15 protein-coding genes are annotated in these 15576 nt (G+C 67.2%); 8 read left to right on the top strand and 7 right to left on the bottom strand.

The window, feature by feature from the left end; translation table 11 throughout:
* The first annotated feature begins 218 nt into the window (after nucleotides 1–218).
* From glgX to VLK31_RS22740, 7 genes are all read left to right on the top strand, one after another.
* Nucleotides 219–2318: a glycogen debranching protein GlgX gene (gene glgX, locus VLK31_RS22770; RefSeq protein WP_409170723.1), complete on the top strand. Its 2100-nt coding sequence runs from the start codon at nucleotides 219–221 to the stop codon at nucleotides 2316–2318.
* Between the two features lie 87 nt (nucleotides 2319–2405).
* On the top strand, nucleotides 2406–3722 hold the full coding sequence (gene glgC / locus VLK31_RS22765; RefSeq protein ID WP_409170722.1) for a glucose-1-phosphate adenylyltransferase: 1317 nt from the start codon (nucleotides 2406–2408) through the stop codon (nucleotides 3720–3722).
* A 2-nt stretch (nucleotides 3723–3724) separates the two neighbouring features.
* Nucleotides 3725–5203, top strand: coding sequence for a glycogen synthase GlgA (gene glgA, locus VLK31_RS22760; RefSeq protein WP_409170721.1), 1479 nt, complete (start codon nucleotides 3725–3727; stop codon nucleotides 5201–5203).
* A gap of 406 nt (nucleotides 5204–5609) precedes the next feature.
* Nucleotides 5610–8093: a glycogen/starch/alpha-glucan phosphorylase gene (locus VLK31_RS22755; protein ID WP_409170720.1), complete on the top strand. Its 2484-nt coding sequence runs from the start codon at nucleotides 5610–5612 to the stop codon at nucleotides 8091–8093.
* Between the two features lie 161 nt (nucleotides 8094–8254).
* On the top strand, nucleotides 8255–9202 hold the full coding sequence (locus VLK31_RS22750) for a hypothetical protein (protein ID WP_409170719.1): 948 nt from the start codon (nucleotides 8255–8257) through the stop codon (nucleotides 9200–9202).
* Nucleotides 9203–9206: 4 nt separating this feature from the next.
* A complete protein-coding gene (locus VLK31_RS22745; protein WP_409170718.1) occupies nucleotides 9207–9635 on the top strand; it encodes a hypothetical protein in 429 nt (142 codons plus the stop codon).
* Between the two features lie 29 nt (nucleotides 9636–9664).
* Nucleotides 9665–10072 (top strand): hypothetical protein, encoded by a 408-nt coding sequence (locus tag VLK31_RS22740; RefSeq protein ID WP_409170717.1) that lies wholly within the window; start codon nucleotides 9665–9667, stop codon nucleotides 10070–10072.
* A 25-nt stretch (nucleotides 10073–10097) separates the two neighbouring features.
* On the opposite strand, the gene VLK31_RS22735 is transcribed toward VLK31_RS22740, so the two are convergent.
* The 4 genes from VLK31_RS22735 to VLK31_RS22720 form a co-directional block, all read right to left on the bottom strand.
* On the bottom strand, nucleotides 10098–10592 hold the full coding sequence (locus VLK31_RS22735) for an ExbD/TolR family protein (protein ID WP_409170716.1): 495 nt from the start codon (nucleotides 10590–10592) through the stop codon (nucleotides 10098–10100).
* A gap of 21 nt (nucleotides 10593–10613) precedes the next feature.
* Nucleotides 10614–11318, bottom strand: coding sequence for a MotA/TolQ/ExbB proton channel family protein (locus tag VLK31_RS22730; RefSeq protein WP_409170715.1), 705 nt, complete (start codon nucleotides 11316–11318; stop codon nucleotides 10614–10616).
* Nucleotides 11319–11355: 37 nt separating this feature from the next.
* A complete protein-coding gene (gene dapB / locus VLK31_RS22725) occupies nucleotides 11356–12198 on the bottom strand; it encodes a 4-hydroxy-tetrahydrodipicolinate reductase (RefSeq protein ID WP_409170714.1) in 843 nt (280 codons plus the stop codon).
* 99 nt (nucleotides 12199–12297) lie between these two features.
* Nucleotides 12298–12867 (bottom strand): outer membrane protein assembly factor BamE, encoded by a 570-nt coding sequence (locus VLK31_RS22720; RefSeq protein ID WP_409170713.1) that lies wholly within the window; start codon nucleotides 12865–12867, stop codon nucleotides 12298–12300.
* A 92-nt stretch (nucleotides 12868–12959) separates the two neighbouring features.
* Between VLK31_RS22720 and fur the strand changes: the two genes are divergently transcribed.
* A complete protein-coding gene (gene fur / locus VLK31_RS22715) occupies nucleotides 12960–13379 on the top strand; it encodes a ferric iron uptake transcriptional regulator (RefSeq protein WP_409170712.1) in 420 nt (139 codons plus the stop codon).
* Between the two features lie 19 nt (nucleotides 13380–13398).
* Here fur and hprK read toward each other — a convergent pair whose 3' ends face one another.
* The 3 genes from hprK to hpf all read right to left on the bottom strand — a co-directional run bounded on the left by hprK (nucleotide 13399) and on the right by hpf (nucleotide 15439).
* Nucleotides 13399–14358, bottom strand: a complete 960-nt coding sequence (gene hprK / locus VLK31_RS22710; RefSeq protein WP_409170711.1) for an HPr(Ser) kinase/phosphatase — start codon at nucleotides 14356–14358, stop codon at nucleotides 13399–13401.
* Nucleotides 14359–14453: 95 nt separating this feature from the next.
* The gene (locus VLK31_RS22705; protein ID WP_409170710.1) at nucleotides 14454–14921 is read right to left on the bottom strand and encodes a PTS sugar transporter subunit IIA; all 468 of its coding nucleotides are present in this window, start codon (nucleotides 14919–14921) and stop codon (nucleotides 14454–14456) included.
* A 188-nt stretch (nucleotides 14922–15109) separates the two neighbouring features.
* Entirely contained in the window at nucleotides 15110–15439 is a 330-nt protein-coding gene (gene hpf, locus VLK31_RS22700) for a ribosome hibernation-promoting factor, HPF/YfiA family (protein WP_409170709.1), read from the bottom strand.
* Nucleotides 15440–15576: the final 137 nt, after the last annotated feature.

The following is a 15576-nucleotide window of genomic DNA, read 5'->3' as shown; positions in this document are numbered from 1 at the left end:
TCGCGGATCAGGGCCCACCCTTGTTTGAGCGAAGCGAGTTTGGGTGGGACCCCGCGAAACGCGAGCACCGCAGGTTGCCCCGTAGCGAAGCGCAGGGGTCGCAGACAGTGGGGTCGCCTTTTCTTTGCTTACTTTCTTTTGGCGAAGCAAAAGAAAGTGAGTCGCCTGCCGGGGCGATTCCCGGCCTCGGGAAGCAACCCCCACGGGAAGCAAGCAACATGCTGAGCACAGGCACCCCGTACCCCCTAGGCGCAACGCCAACGCAGCAAGGCATCAACTTCGCCCTGACAGCCCCGTCGGCAGACGCAGTAGATCTCTGCATCTTCGACAGCACAGGCAACAACGAACAGCAGCGCCTGCGGCTACCCGCATGCACAGACGGCGTCTGGCACGGCCTGCTCCCCAGCGGCCTGCCCGGTCTGGTCTACGGCTACCGCGTCCACGGCCCCTGGGCGCCGCACGAGGGTTCGCGCTTCAACTCGGCCAAGCTCCTGCTCGACCCGTACGCACGCGAGATCGTCGGCACCTACGACGGCAGCGACCTCTTCCTGGGCCACGTGCAGGCCAACCCGGCCGAGCGAGACCCCCGCGACAACGCCGCCGTCGCGCTCAAAGGCCGCGTCACGGCGGTGGCAAATGCGCCAACATCCCATGGCCAGGCCCGCATCCCGGCCGGCGACCGCGTGCTCTGCGAACTGCACGTCAAAAGCCAGACCCAGCGCCACCCCGCCGTGCCGGCCGCACTGCAAGGCACCTACGCCGGCCTCGCGCACCCCGCCGTCCTCGACCACCTGCAGCGCCTGGGTGTCACCACCCTGAGCCTCATGCCGGTGCAGCACCGCGCCGACGAGCAGCGCCTGCAGCGCATGGGCCTGAGCAACCACTGGGGCTACACCACCATCGGCTGGTTCGCGCCCGAGGCCCGCTACTGGAGCGGGCGCCCCGGCACCACGCCCGCCACCGAATTCCGCGCCATGGCCGACGCCATCCACGCGCGCGGCATGGAGCTGGTGATCGACGTCGTCTACAACCACAGCGCCGAGACCGACGAGTTCGGCCCCACGCTGTCGCTGCGCGGCATCGACAACGCGCTGTACTACCACCTGCGCCCGGACGACCGCGCCCGCTACGAGAACTGGACCGGCACCGGCAACTGCCTGAACCTGAGCGAGCCGCGCGTGCTGCAACTGGTGATGGACAGCCTGCGTTTCTGGGCCTGCGAGATGGGCGTCGACGGCTTTCGCTTCGACCTGGCACCGGTGCTCGCGCGCGATGCGCAACGCGGCTTCGACCCTCGTGCCCCGTTCCTGGCCGCCATCGCGCAAGACCCGGTGCTTTCGCGCACCCTGCTCATCGCCGAGCCATGGGACATCGGCCCCGGCGGCTACCGCCTGGGCGAGTTTCCGCCGGGCTGGCTCGAATGGAACGACCGCTACCGCGACACGCAGCGCGGCTTCTGGCTGCGGCAAGACCACGACGACAAGGCCGGCCTCGGCGACTTCGCCGACCGGGTCACCGCCTCCAGCAGCCAGTTCGCCCACCATGGCCGCGCGCCGACCGCCAGCGTCAACTTCGTCACCGCGCACGACGGCTTCACGCTGCGCGACCTGGTCAGCTACAACGAGCGCCACAACCTGGCCAACGGCGAAGACAACCGCGACGGCCACGGCCACAACCTGAGCAACAACTGCGGCGCGGAAGGCCCGAGCGACGACCCCGCCGTGCTCGCCCTGCGCAACCGCCTGCAGCGCGCGCTGCTCGCCACGCTCATGCTGTCTCAGGGCACGCCCATGCTGCTGGCCGGCGACGAGCTCGGCCACAGCCAGCGGGGCAACAACAACGCCTACTGCCAGGACAACGAAACCACCTGGCTTTCCTGGGCAGACCCTGCCGCGCCCGACAGCGACGCGGCAACGCTGAGCGCCTTCGTGGCCCGCCTCGCCGCGCTGCGCCGCGAGGCACCGGCCCTGCGCAGCACCCGCTGGTGGCCCGCAGAACCGTCTGCCTTCTCGGACGATGCACAGCCCGGCATCCGCTGGCTGCGCCCCGACGGCGCGCCGATGACGCCCGGCGACTGGCACACGGGCACGGCCCTTGCAATCCTGTTCTCGCATGCGGGAACAACGAAGAACACCGACGAAAGCGACTGGCTGGTGATGGTGAACGCGGGTCCCGAGGCCGTCTCCTTCCGGCTGCCCGCGGGTGCGTGGCGCGGCTGCCTGGCGAGCGCGCCGGAGCTCGACGCCCGCGATGCCGCGGCACCGCTGGGCGACACGGCAGAAGTGCCTTTTTCAAGCCTCAGGATTGCCAGAACGTAGCGGCCGGATACACGGCACGGTGCTAGTCTCGATGCAGAAACTCTGACGACGCATTCCAACGAACGAACGAACGAACGGAGACAGAAGATGGACAAGCTCAATCCCCCAGCGCAAGCGCGGCCACAGCACGAGCTGCAGGCCCATCAACTGGTCCGCCGCACCATCGCCCTGGTGCTGGCCGGCGGCCGTGGCTCCCGCCTGAAGCAGCTGACCGACCGGCGCGCCAAGCCGGCCGTGTACTTCGGCGGCAAGTTCCGCATCATCGATTTCGCGCTGTCGAACTGCCTGAACTCCGGCATCCGGCGCATGGCGGTGGTCACGCAGTACAAGTCGCACTCGCTCATGCGCCACCTGCAGCGCGGCTGGAGCTTTCTGCGCGCCGAGCTCAACGAGATGGTCGACGTGCTGCCCGCGCAGCAGCGCGTGGGCGACGAGCACTGGTACCGCGGCACGGCCGACGCCGTGTTCCAGAACCTGGACATCATCCAGACCCGCTCCACGCCGCACGACTACGTGGTGGTGCTGGCCGGCGACCACATCTACAAGATGGACTACTCCATCATGGTCAAGGACCACGCCGAGCGCGGCATGGGCTGCACCGTGGGCTGCATCGAGGTGCCGCGCATGGAGGCCACCGCCTTCGGCGTGATGCACGTGGACGAAACCCGCAAGGTCACGGCCTTCCTGGAAAAACCCGCCGACCCGCCCGCCATGCCCGGCAAGCCCGACGTGGCGCTGGCCAGCATGGGCATCTACGTGTTCGATTCCGAGTACCTCTACCGCCTGCTCGAGGCAGACAGCAAGGACCCGAACTCCGACCACGACTTCGGCAAGGACATCATTCCGCGCGCCGTGGCCGAGGGCCGCGCGCTGGCGCATCCGTTCAGCATGTCGTGCGTGACGCGCGCCACGCGCGGCGGCGACAGCCCTGCCTACTGGCGCGACGTGGGCACGATTGATGCATTCTGGGCAGCCAACCTCGATCTGGCCTCGATCACCCCCGAGCTCGACATCTATGACACCAATTGGCCCATCTGGACTTACCAACGCCAGTTGCCGCCTGCCAAGTTCGTGTTCGGGCGCGACGGCAAGCCCGGGCTCACGACCAACACCATCGTGTCGGGTGGCTGCATCGTGTCAGGGTCGTCGGTGAGCGACTCGGTGCTGTTCTCGGGCGTGCGCGTCCACTCGTTCTGCACGATCTCGCAGGCGGTGCTGCTGCCCGACGTCGAAGTGGGCCGCGGCTGCCGGCTAAGCAAGGTGGTCATCGACCGGGCCTGCGTCATTCCCGATGACATGGTGATCGGCGAGGACGCCGAGGCCGACGCCGCGCGCTTCGAGCGCACCGAGACCGGCGTGGTGCTGGTCACGCGCGAAATGCTCAAGCGGCTGGCGGACGCCTGACGATGCGCATCCTGCAGGTCAGCGCCGAGCTCTTTCCCCTGCTGAAGACCGGCGGTCTGGCGGACATCGCCGGTGCCCTGCCGCTGGCGCTCATGGCCGACGGGCAGGACGCACGCGTGCTGCTGCCGGGCTTTCCGGCCATCATGGCGGGGGTGCATGGCCTGACGCCGGTGGCCGAATTCAACGCGCCCTGGGGCGAGCGTTTTGCGCTGCGCTTCGGCCACATCGCCACTGACGGCGCGCCGGCCATGGCGGCCTACGTGATCGACGCGCCGGCGCTCTACGACCGGCCCGGCAACCCCTACGAAGACGCCTCGCGCCAGCCCTACGCCGACAACCACCGCCGCTTTGCCCTGCTGGGCTGGGCCGCGGCGCAACTGGCCCAGAGCCTCGACCCTCTGTGGCAGCCCGAGGTGGTGCATGCGCACGACTGGCACGCGGCGCTGGCGCCGGCCTACCTGCACTTTGCGCGCGAGGCTGGCCAGTTGAAGGGCGCGCGCGTGGGCAGCGTGTTCACCGTGCACAACCTGGCCTACCAGGGCATCTTCGCGCCGTGGACCTTCCCCGACCTGGGCCTGCCGGGCGCGGCGTTCCAGATCGACGGGCTGGAGTACCACGGCCAGGTCTCGTTCATGAAGGGCGGCCTGTGCTACGCCGACCGGATCACCACGGTGAGCCCGACCTACGCCCGAGAAATCCAGACGCCCGAGCAGGGCTGCGGGCTCGACGGCCTGCTGCGCCAGCGCAGCGGTGTGCTCAGCGGCATCCTCAACGCGGTCGACGACAAGGTCTGGAGTCCGGCCACCGATGCCGCGCTGGTGCAGGGCTTCCAGACGCCCGAAGGCCGCCACATGGCGGGCAAGGCGCGTTGCAAGTCGGTGCTGCAGCATCAGCTGGGGCTGGCCGAGCGGCCGGATGCGCCGCTGTTCATTCTGGTGAGCCGGCTAACCGAACAGAAGGGGCTGCACCTGGTGCTGGGCGGGCTCGATGCGTTGCTGGCCCAGGGCGGCCAGCTGGCGTTGCTGGGGGCCGGCGAGGCGTGGCTGGAAGAAGCCTTTCGCCAGCGCGCGGCGGCCGCGCCGCAGTCGGTGAGCGTGACCATCGGCTACAACGAGGCGTTGGCGCATCAGCTGTTCGGCGCGGGCGACGTGACGCTGGTGCCTTCGCTGTTCGAGCCCTGCGGGCTCACGCAGATGTACGGCCTGAAGTACGGCAGCCTGCCGTTGGTGCGGCGCGTGGGCGGTCTGGCCGACACGGTGGTCGACAGTTCGCTCGAAGACCTGTCCAGCGGCGAGGCCACGGGCTTCGTGTTCGACCGTTTCGAGGTAGCCGATTACGACCGCGCGGTGCGTCGAGCCTTCGCCCTGTACCAGCGCGCGCCGGACTGGCGCCGTGTGCGAGGCCATGCGATGCGGCGGCCGGCGGACTGGCGTACGGCGGCTGCGCAGTACATCGATGTCTATCGGGAGGCGCTGGGATGACGCGGCCTCTGTCTGTTCTTCGCACTGCGGTTCGTTCGGGGCGCACCGGGGTTCGTTCAGGGCGCGCTCAGGAGGGCGGGGTACCTTGCTCCGCGAATGTCCCCCGGCCTGCGGGCTACCGCACCTCCTCCTTTGTTTCGCTGCGCAAGGCACCCCACCCTCCTGAGCGTTATGCGGAGCGGTCGTTGATCGTGCGAGCACACAGAGCGTGCCCTGGTGCACAGGGCGTCGGGTGCTCCCCGCAGCGAAATAAAGGAGGAGGGCGAAGCCCGGGGGACATTCGCGGAGGGGAGTACCCGGCGGCCTGTGCACGCGCCCCGAATGCCTCCCCATCCCTCACACAAAACAACCGTGCCGGCTTCAAGCTCGGTAAACACCAACACCATTCACCCCGAGAACGCCAACCATGACGATCAAAGACTTCGCCTACGACCACCCCGACCGCGACGTCGCGGCCTTCAAGCGTGCGGTGGCCAACAAGCTGATCTACGCGGTCGGCAAGGACCCGGTCGCGGCCAGCCAGGACGACTGGCTCAACGCCACCTCGCAGGCCGTGCGCGACCAACTGGTCGAGCGCTGGATGATGACCACGCGCGCCAACTACGCCCAGGACCTGAAGCGCGTGTACTACCTCTCGATGGAATTTCTCATCGGGCGCACCTTCACCAACGCGCTGCTCGCCGTGGACCTGTACGACACCGTGCGCGAGGCGCTGGCCGACTTCGGCGTCGACATGGACGCCCTGGCCGAACGTGAGCCCGACGCGGCCCTGGGCAACGGCGGCCTCGGCCGGCTGGCGGCCTGCTTTCTCGACTCCATGGCCACGCTCGGCGTGCCCGGCATGGGCTACGGCATCCGCTACGAGTACGGCATGTTCCGCCAACGCATCGTCGACGGCCAGCAGGTGGAAACGCCCGACTACTGGCTCACGCGCGGCAACCCGTGGGAGTTTCAGCGGCCCGAGGTGAACTACCGCGTGAAGTTCGGCGGGCGCGTGCAACGCCGCGAAGGCGCCAACGCGCCCTACGGCGCGGCCGACTGGGTCGACACGCATGACGTGCGGGCCGTGGCCTACGACACCATCATTCCCGGCTACGGCACCCAGGCCACCAACACGCTGCGGCTGTGGTCGGCGCGCGCCACAGAAGAAATCGACCTCTCGGCCTTCAACCGCGGCAACTACATGGGCGCGGTGGAAAGCAAGAACCAGTCGGAGAACGTGTCGCGCGTGCTGTACCCCGACGACTCCACGCCCTCGGGCCGCGAGCTGCGCCTGCACCAGGAATATTTTTTCTGCAGCGCCAGCGTGCAGGACCTGCTGCGCCGTTACCTGCGCAGCCACAAGACCTTCGACCAGCTGTCGGAAAAGGTCAGCATCCACCTGAACGACACGCACCCGGTGCTGGCCGTGCCCGAGCTCATGCGCCTGCTGCTCGACGAGCACGGCCTCGACTGGGACACCGCCTGGGAGCACACGCAAAAGGTCTTCAGCTACACCAACCACACGCTGATGCACGAGGCGCTGGAAACCTGGCCGGTGGAGATGCTCGGGCGCATCCTGCCGCGGCACCTGCAGATCATCTACGACATGAACGCGAAGTTTCTTGCCACGGTCACGCAGAAGGCGGGCAACGACGTGGAGCTGCTGCGCCGGCTGTCGCTGGTGGACGAGGCCGGCGAGCGGCGCGTGCGCATGGCCTATGTGGCGGTGCTGGCGAGCCATTCGATCAACGGCGTGTCGGGGCTGCACTCGGAGCTGATGAAGCAGTCGATCTTTGCGGACTTCGACAAGATCTTTCCGGAGCGCTTCAACAACAAGACCAACGGCGTCACGCCGCGCCGCTGGCTTGCGCAGGCCAACCCGCCGCTGGCGTCGCTGCTCGACCAGCGCATCGGCAAGGGCTGGCGGCGCGACCTGTCGCAACTCGAGGCGCTCAAGCCGATGGCCGATCAGCCGGCCTTCGTGCGCGCCTTTCGCCATGCCAAGCGCGAGAACAAGCTGCGCCTGGCCAACTGGGTCGAGCAGCACCTGAAGATCGACATCGACACAGACGCCATGTTCGACGTGCAGGTCAAGCGCATCCACGAGTACAAGCGGCAACTGCTCAACGTGCTGCATGTGGTGGCGCGCTACCACCGCATTCTGGACGCGCACGCGGCGGGCACCGCCATCGACATGGTGCCGCGCGTGGTGGTGTTCGCGGGCAAGGCGGCGTCGGCGTATGTGATGGCCAAGCTGGTCATTCGGCTCATCAACGACGTGGCCGCCACCATCAACGCCGACCCGCGCGTGGGCAAGCTGCTGAAGGTGGTGTTTTTGCCGAATTACAGCGTGAGCCTGGCCGAGATCATCATGCCGGCGGCCGACCTGTCGGAGCAGATTTCCACCGCGGGCACCGAGGCCTCGGGCACCGGCAACATGAAGTTCGCGCTCAACGGCGCGCTCACCATCGGCACGCTGGACGGCGCCAATGTGGAGATGCGCGAGAACGTGGGGCCGGAGAACATCTTCATCTTCGGCAACACCACGCCCGAGGTGGCCGACATTCGCGCCCACGGTTATCAGCCGCGCGACATCTACGAGGGCAACGCAGAGCTCAGGCGCGTGCTCGACGACATTCGCGACGGCGCGTTTTCGGCGGGCGAGCCGGCGCGCTACCAGGGCATCTATGACGCGCTGGTGAACTGGGGCGACCACTATTTGCTGCTGGCCGACTACGCGAGCTACGTGGCCAAGCAGGCCGAGGTGGACACGCTGTACCGCGACTCGGATGCGTGGACGAAGATGGCCATCCTGAACGTGGCGGGCATGGGTGCGTTCTCGTCGGACCGCACCATTGCGCAGTACGCGCACGAGATCTGGCACACCAAGCCGGTGGTGTTGGGCTGAGTGGCCACGGCCTCTGGCCGTAGCCGGTGGTAGCAGCAGGCGGTAGCAGCCAGCGGTAGCAGCAGGCGATTGCAGGCTGCTAACAAAACTCTTACATTGCGTGAGAGCGTCTGTCGCTCGCGGTTCATGGTGGTGCAGGTCATGTCCCAAAGGAGCGATCCATGCGGATGCAGGCTGCGGTCGCGATCCTTTGCGCACTCACCGGCGGGTGCGCCATGGCGGACCCTGTCAGGAATGCACTGGGCTATCCGGTCGACGGTGAAATCCATGCCAGGCAGAGCATTCCCGTGCGCGCCATCGTCTCTTCCACGGACACGGTGCGGGACAGGCGCCAAGAATTCGAGGCCCACGAGTTCGTCTACCAGGTCTGCAACGTGGACAACGGCGATGCCAAGGCCAAGCGACCGGCGCAGGCGCTTTACTTCCAATGGCCTGCGGCGGGGTTCCGGACTTCGGCGCTTGGCGAACTGCCCGTGGAAAGTTGCCTGAAGTTCACGCGGTACCTCACGGCAGGTACGCGCAAGGACTCCCAGGACGTTCTGTATACGAAGTCGCCCCAGGCGGTTCCGGCGCTCACCTACACGATGGACACGCAGCCGCCGTGGCGCACGCCGGCGCACTACTGGGACTACGTCTCGGAGCTGGTGTTTCACAAGGCCTTGCTCGGCATGAAGGAAGCACAGACCGAGTTCCGGATTTCGGCCACCCGAAAAAGCCCCACGGAAGCGGGCTATGAGCAGCGCATGAACTGGCGCAAGGGCAGCCAGTTGTACATGGTGCTGCCCCGCACACCCCCCGAGACGCTCGCGGCCCTGCGGGTTGCGCTGGGTCGGCTTGAAGGCCAGGGCTACATTTTCTCGATCAGAGCGGGCCCTGTTGCCGCGCAGGACTTCCCGGAGGAAGACCGCGGCTGGGCAGGGCCGACCTTCGCTCAGCGCGACGTGCTGCGGCTGGAGCGCATCGAAGCGAAAGAGACGGGCGACACCTCATCCGTGGAGCTCTCGCTGCCGGCAACCAGCCTGGACATCGTCGAGCTCCCGGTGCTGATTCGCGACAGGGCCTCTGGCCGCGCCAGATACCAGGCGGTCTACGTGACCGCCGGAACATGAGCCCATGAGAGAAAAGCTCGTCAAGGGCCTGAGCGCGCTCATCGGCGCGGGCGTGTCGTGGCCCACGGTCACCCGCTCGCTGGGGACGTTGCCGGACTACGGCGCGGTGGCGCTCTACGGCGCGGGCGTGGGCTTCATCCTGGGCCTTGTGCTGCAGACGACGAAAGCGGTTGAAGCGGTCATTGCAAAGTGGCACGGCGGATGGCGGCTCCTGCTGCTGATCGCGGCCATCGCCGGCTGGCTGTATGCGAGCTACTTTTTCTATGTGCAGTACCAGCTCCATGGCGCCTCGGCAGGCGCCATGACAGCCGACCGGCTCCATCGCGCCCAGTTCGCCGTCGGCTCGCTGTCCGTGCTGTGGAGCACGGCGCTTTCCTATGCGGGAGCGGCCATTGCCGAAGCCATCGAGAACAGGAAGCCTCCGACGCCCTGAGGCACACAGCCAGTGAGACACCCTTCACGATGAAAGCCTTCACCTTCGCACTGCTCGCCACCCTGGCACTGGGCCCGCTGGCCCATGCCCAGAAAGACACGCCGCAGGAGCGTACCTGGCGGCGCAGCACCACCGCCGGGCAGGAGGTGCGCATCTTCACCTACGTGCAGCACCGCTCCGACTGCACACAGGGGCCCGATCCGCGCGTCACATTGCGCACACTGCCGGCGCACGGCACGGCCACGGTGCGGCCGGGCACGGTCACCATCGGGCCTTCGCGCTTCGGCGCCACGGATTGCAGCGGCCGCTCGCTGTCGGGGCTGGGGGTCTGGTTCGTGCCCGAGCCGGGCTTCAGCGGCCCCGACCAGTTCGACTACGAGGTGCAGTTCACGAACGGCGTGGCGCACGACACGGCGATGGTCGACGTCAAGCCCTGATGAAAGGCCGCGCGGCGCGGTGTGGTCAGCGGGGGGCGGGCGAGGCGGGCGAAGCAGCCTGGCCGGCCGGCGGTGGCGCGTCGGTCACGAAGCCGATGCGGCTCAAGCCCGCCTTGTTCGCAATGCCCATCAGCGCGACCACCTTGCCGTAGGGCACCGTTTGATCGGCGCGCAGCTGCACCTCGGTGTCCTTGCTGTCGGCCGCCGCCTTTTCGAGGCGGGTGGCCAGCTCTTCGTCGGTCACGGGCTGGTCGTTGAGGAAGACCTTGCCCGCGGCATCGACCGCCAGGCTCACGAACTTGGGCGCGTCGTTGGGTTGGCCCGCATCGGTCTGGGGCAGGTCGAGCTTGATGGAGCTGGCCATCAGCGGCGCGGTGATGATGAAGATCACCAGCAGCACCAGCATCACGTCGACCAGCGGCGTTACGTTGATGTCGGACAGCGGCCGCTGCGCGCCCGCGCCCATGGCGCGCCCGCCGCCTGCGGCGCTGCTGCCCAGTGAAGTGCGTCCGAAGGCCATGGTGCGGCGCGCCTTGTGTGCTTAAACCGGCATGGGCCGCGCGGGCGGCAATGCGGCGGCCGGGGCCGGGGCCGGCGGGGTGCCGAAGCTGGCCAGCAGGTCGTGCGCGAAGCCTTCGAGCTCGGCCTCGATGCGGCCGATGACACGGCCGAAGACGTTGTAGGCCAGCACGGCCGGAATGGCCACGGCCAGGCCGAAGGCCGTCATGACCAGCGCCTCGCCAACGGGCCCGGCCACCTTGTCGATGGTGAAGCCGCCGGTCTGGCCCGCAATGCCCGAGAGCGCGCCGTAGATGCCCCACACCGTGCCCAGCAGGCCGACGAAGGGTGCAGTGGCGCCCACGGTGGCCAGCAGGATCTGGCCCGCCTGCAGCCGGCGCAGCGCGCCATGCAGCGCGTCGCGCAGCACGCGGGTCAGGCGCTGGTTGCGATCGACCGCGGCGCCCAGCGTGCCCTCGGGCGCGCCGGCGGCGATGCTCTTGAGGGCCGCCACGGCGGGCGACACCAGCGTGGCCTTGTCGAAGGCCTTGAGCCTGTGCTCGGCGTCGGCCAGGGTGGACGACTGCCAGAACGCCGCAATGCTGCGCAGCACGTCGCGCGTGCCGCCGCGCAGCAGCCAGGCCTTCCACAGAATGATGACCCAGCTTGCGATCGACATCGCCAGCAGCAGCGCCGCCACCGAACGGCTGACGCCGTCGCCATGGGTCAGCAGTTCGAGCACGCTCATCGGCGGTCCTTTGGTCTGGCTTTGATCTGGCTTTGGCTCAGCGCAAGCCCAGCACGTCGTTCATGTCGAACAGGCCGGCGCGCTGTTCGGCCAGGAAACGCACCGCGCGCAGGCTGCCCTGCGCATAGGTGACGCGGCTGGACGACTTGTGGGTGATTTCGATGCGCTCGCCCGTGCCCGCGAACAGCACCGTGTGGTCGCCCACGATGTCGCCGCCGCGGATGGCCGAGAAGCCGATGGTGGAGGGGTCGCGCTCGCCGGTGATGCCTTCGCGGGCGTACACGGCGCATTCCTTCAGGTCGCGGCCCAGCGCGTCGGCAATGACTTCGCCCATCTTGAGCGCGGTGCCCGAGGGGGCGTCGACCTTGTGGCGGTGGTGCGCCTCGATGATCTCGATGTCGTAGCCGCTCGACATGGCCTTGGCCGCCATTTCGAGCAGCTTGAGCGTGACGTTGACGCCCACGCTCATGTTGGGCGCCATCATGATGGCGATGTCCTTGGCGATCTCGGCAATCTCGGCCTTCTGCGCGTCGCTGAAGCCGGTGGTGCCAATGACGGCCTGCACGCCAAGTTCGCGGCACACCGCAAGGTGCGCGAGCGTGCCTTCGGGGCGGGTGAAGTCGATGAGCACCTGCGCATTCTTCAGGCCGGCATGCAGGTCGGACACGATGGACACGCCGCTGTCGAAGCCCAGGAAGGCGCTGGCGTCGGTGCCCAGGGCGGGGCTGCCCGCGATGTCGAGCGCGCCGGCAAGGCGCAGGTCGGGCGCGTTGCGCACGGCCTCGATCAGCATGTGGCCCATGCGGCCCGAGGCACCCGCGACGGCGATGCGGCGCGAATCGGAAGCGAGATTGGAAGGAGCGGAAGTGGAGTCGGTCACGCGAATTCAGTCATGCAAAGAACACGGGGAACACGGGACGGGCACTGCCTGGCTCGGCGGGCGCCGCCCGCTACGGCTGTCTGTGTGAAGCCTGCGCGATCAGCGCGTGGCTTCGAGCGGGGGGTAGGCGGCCGGCAACGGCGGGAGCGAGGCCTGGGGGTCGGTGCCGCCAGCGGTATCGGCCTTCTTGTCGTCCTTGGAGGGGGCGAATTTCTTCAGGTCGGCTTCCGACGCCTCGAGCGGGGGCACCTTGCCCGATTTCTTGCGGGTGTCCAGCGTGGCCACGAACTCTTCTTCGCTGGGCATCTCGTCGCCTTCGAAGCGGTCCATGAGCTCGCCGTTGAAGAACACCGTGAGGTGGCGCTCCTGCGGCTCGACGCCCTGACGGCGGATGGTGAACACGTAGTCCCAGCGGTTGGTGTGGAACACGTCGCTCAGCAGCGAGGTGCCGAGAATTTCACGCACCTGCTGGCGCGACATGCCGGGCTTGAGCGCCGCGACCTGTTCCTTCGACACGAAATTGCCCTGCACCACTTCGACCTTGTAGGGCGTGACCGAGGACAGCGCGCTGCGCGTGCGATCACTGAAACCGCTGCAGGCACCGAGGCAGAGCGTGGCGGCCACGGCGGCGACCAGCAGCCAGGAACGGCGTTGGAGAATGGCAGGCATGGAGGGAAAAGGGGGTAGCGATATGATCGGCCATTGTAGCGGCTGGCCCCTTTCAGGGCCTTTTTGCCGCAGCCCCGGGCGCAGGAACCAACATGGCCAACATCGACGAACTCAAGAACACCGGCCTCAAGGCCACATTGCCACGCCTGAAGATCCTGGAGATCTTCCAGACCGGGAGCCAGCGGCACATGACGGCGGAAGATGTCTTTCGTGTGCTGCTGAACGAACACTCCGACATCGGCCTGGCCACGGTCTACCGCGTGCTGACCCAGTTCGAGCAGGCCGGCATTCTGGAACGCAGCCATTTCGAGAGCGGCAAGGCGGTCTACGAACTGAACGAAGGCACGCACCACGACCACCTGATCTGCACCTCGTGCGGCAAGGTCGAGGAGTTCTACGACGCCGAGATCGAGCGCCGCCAGCAGATGATTTCGAAGGACAAGGGCTGGATCCTGCAGGACCACGCCATGTCGCTGTACGGCCTGTGCGGCGACTGCGCCAAACGGCGCTGAACCCGGGGCCGCGGGGGCGTCAGTCCCCGTCGCGGCCGCTTTCCATCGCCTTGTGGTGGCGCGCCACAAAATCGGCGTAGGTGTCGATACCCCGCAACTGCAGGATCGAATTGCGCACCGCCGCCTCCACCAGCACGGCAATGTTGCGCCCCGCCACCACCTGAATGATCACCTTGCGCACCGGAATGCCCAGCACGTCCTGCGTGAGCGGCGCCGAGGGCATGCGCTCGTAGTCGCGCTCGAAGCTGTCGCGGCGCACCAGGTGCACGATGAGCTTGAGCCGCATCTTCCGGCGCACGGCTGTCTCGCCGAAGATCGCGCGAATGTCCAGCAGGCCGATGCCGCGCACTTCCAGCAGGTTCAGCAGCAGGTCGGGGCAGCGCCCTTCGATGGTGTTCTGGTTGATGCGGTACAGGTCGACCGCATCGTCGGCCACCAGGCCGTTGCCGCGCGAGATCAGTTCCAGGCCGAGTTCGCTCTTGCCCAGCCCCGACTCGCCCGTGATCATCACCCCCATGCCCAGGATGTCCATGAACACGCCATGCATCGAAGTGCGTTCGGCGAAATGCTTGGACAGGTAGGCGCGCAGCAGGTCGATCACGAAGGCCGACGACTCGCGCGTGGCGAACAGCGGCAGCTGGGCGCGCTCGCAGATCGACAGCAGCTCGTCGGGCGGTGCCTGGCCGTCGGCCAGCACCAGCATCGGCGGCTCCAGCGTGACGATGCGGGCGATGCGCCGGGCGCAGTCTTCCTGGCTGCCACGCGTCAGGTAGGCGACCTCGCGCGCGCCCAGAATCTGCACGCGGTACGGGTGGATGTAGTTGAGGTAGCCCACCAGGTCGGCCGCCGACTGCGCGCGGCTGATGACCTCGGGGTCGAACTGGCGCTCTGACGCGCCAAGCCCTGCGAGCCATTCCCAGCGGAGCGAGCCGCGGAACTCCTCGAACATGGCATCGGCGCTGATGACGGTCGGCTTCATGCGTTCAGGCACCGGCGCACGGGCGTCGGCATTGCGTTGGAGTGACGGAGAGAGCCGCGCAGCTTATCAGCAGCCGCGCGTACCAACGCATGCGCTCAGGCGACTTGCGTGGACTGCCAGCTGGCGATCAGGCCATGCAGGGCGGCCGCGTCGGTGCTGGACTTGATCTGTTCGCGCAGGCTGGCGTCGCTCAGCAGCTCGGCGATTTCAGACAGGATTTCAAGGTGCTTCTGCGTGGCCGCTTCGGGCACCAGCAGAAAGATCAGCAGCGCGACGGGTTGCTCGTCGGGTGCGTCGAAACCGATGGGGTTGGCCAGCTGGAACACGGCGGCCATCGGCGCCTTGAGGCCCTTGATGCGGCCATGCGGAATGGCAACGCCGTGGCCCAGGCCAGTGGACCCGAGGCGCTCGCGCGCGAAGAGGCTGTCGGTGATGAGTGCACGGCCCAGGCCGTGGAGACTTTCAAACAGCAAGCCGGCTTCTTCAAAAGCACGTTTCTTGCTGGTTGCGTCAACACTCACAAGCACTTGAGCGGGCGGCAGGATGGACGCGAGGCGATTCATGGTGGGTGCAGAGCGGGCGCGATTATGCACCCGCTTGGTAAAAACCCCCAGTCCCCTTATTTACTTTCTGTCTACATGTTGCCCGTACGCCTCTGGGCGCCTGGGAAGCTTGCCAAAGTCCCAGCGCCATGGTCGGAAAACAAAAAGGCCGCCCTGAGGCGGCCTTTGGCGAGGCGCGAGGCGCCGAATTACATGATGCGCTTGGGTGCCGCGTGGTGGTGGTCCTGCAGCCGGTCCTTGTGGCGTACCACTTGGCGGTCCAGCTTGTCGACCAGGTCGTCGACCGCGGCATAAAGATCAGCGTGGCTCGATTCCGCGAACATGTCACTGCCCTTGACGTGGATGTTGCATTCCGCCCTTTGGCGGCGTTCCTTTTCCTTCTGCTTTTCCACCGTGAGGATCACCTTCACATCGACCACCTGGTCGAAATGTCGGGTGATCCGGTCCAACTTGCTCGTGACGTAGGTGCGCAAGGCAGGTGTGACGTCGAGGTGATGACCGCTGATCGTCAAATTCATGAATGACCTCCTGGAATTGACGGTTGGGGAAATGACCCCGCTCCGGAATGAAGCGTGGCCGGGGGAACTGGGTGCGGGAGAGAGAAAGAGAAAAGAAGGGGGGAAAAAAGAGAATTGAGAGAGAAATTCAGCGCGGT

It is taken from the genome of Variovorax sp. H27-G14 (assembly GCF_046156345.1).
Lineage (GTDB): Bacteria > Pseudomonadota > Gammaproteobacteria > Burkholderiales > Burkholderiaceae_C > Variovorax.
The sequence above is the reverse complement of the archived record's forward strand: the minus strand, read 5'-3'. Positions and strand labels throughout refer to the sequence as shown.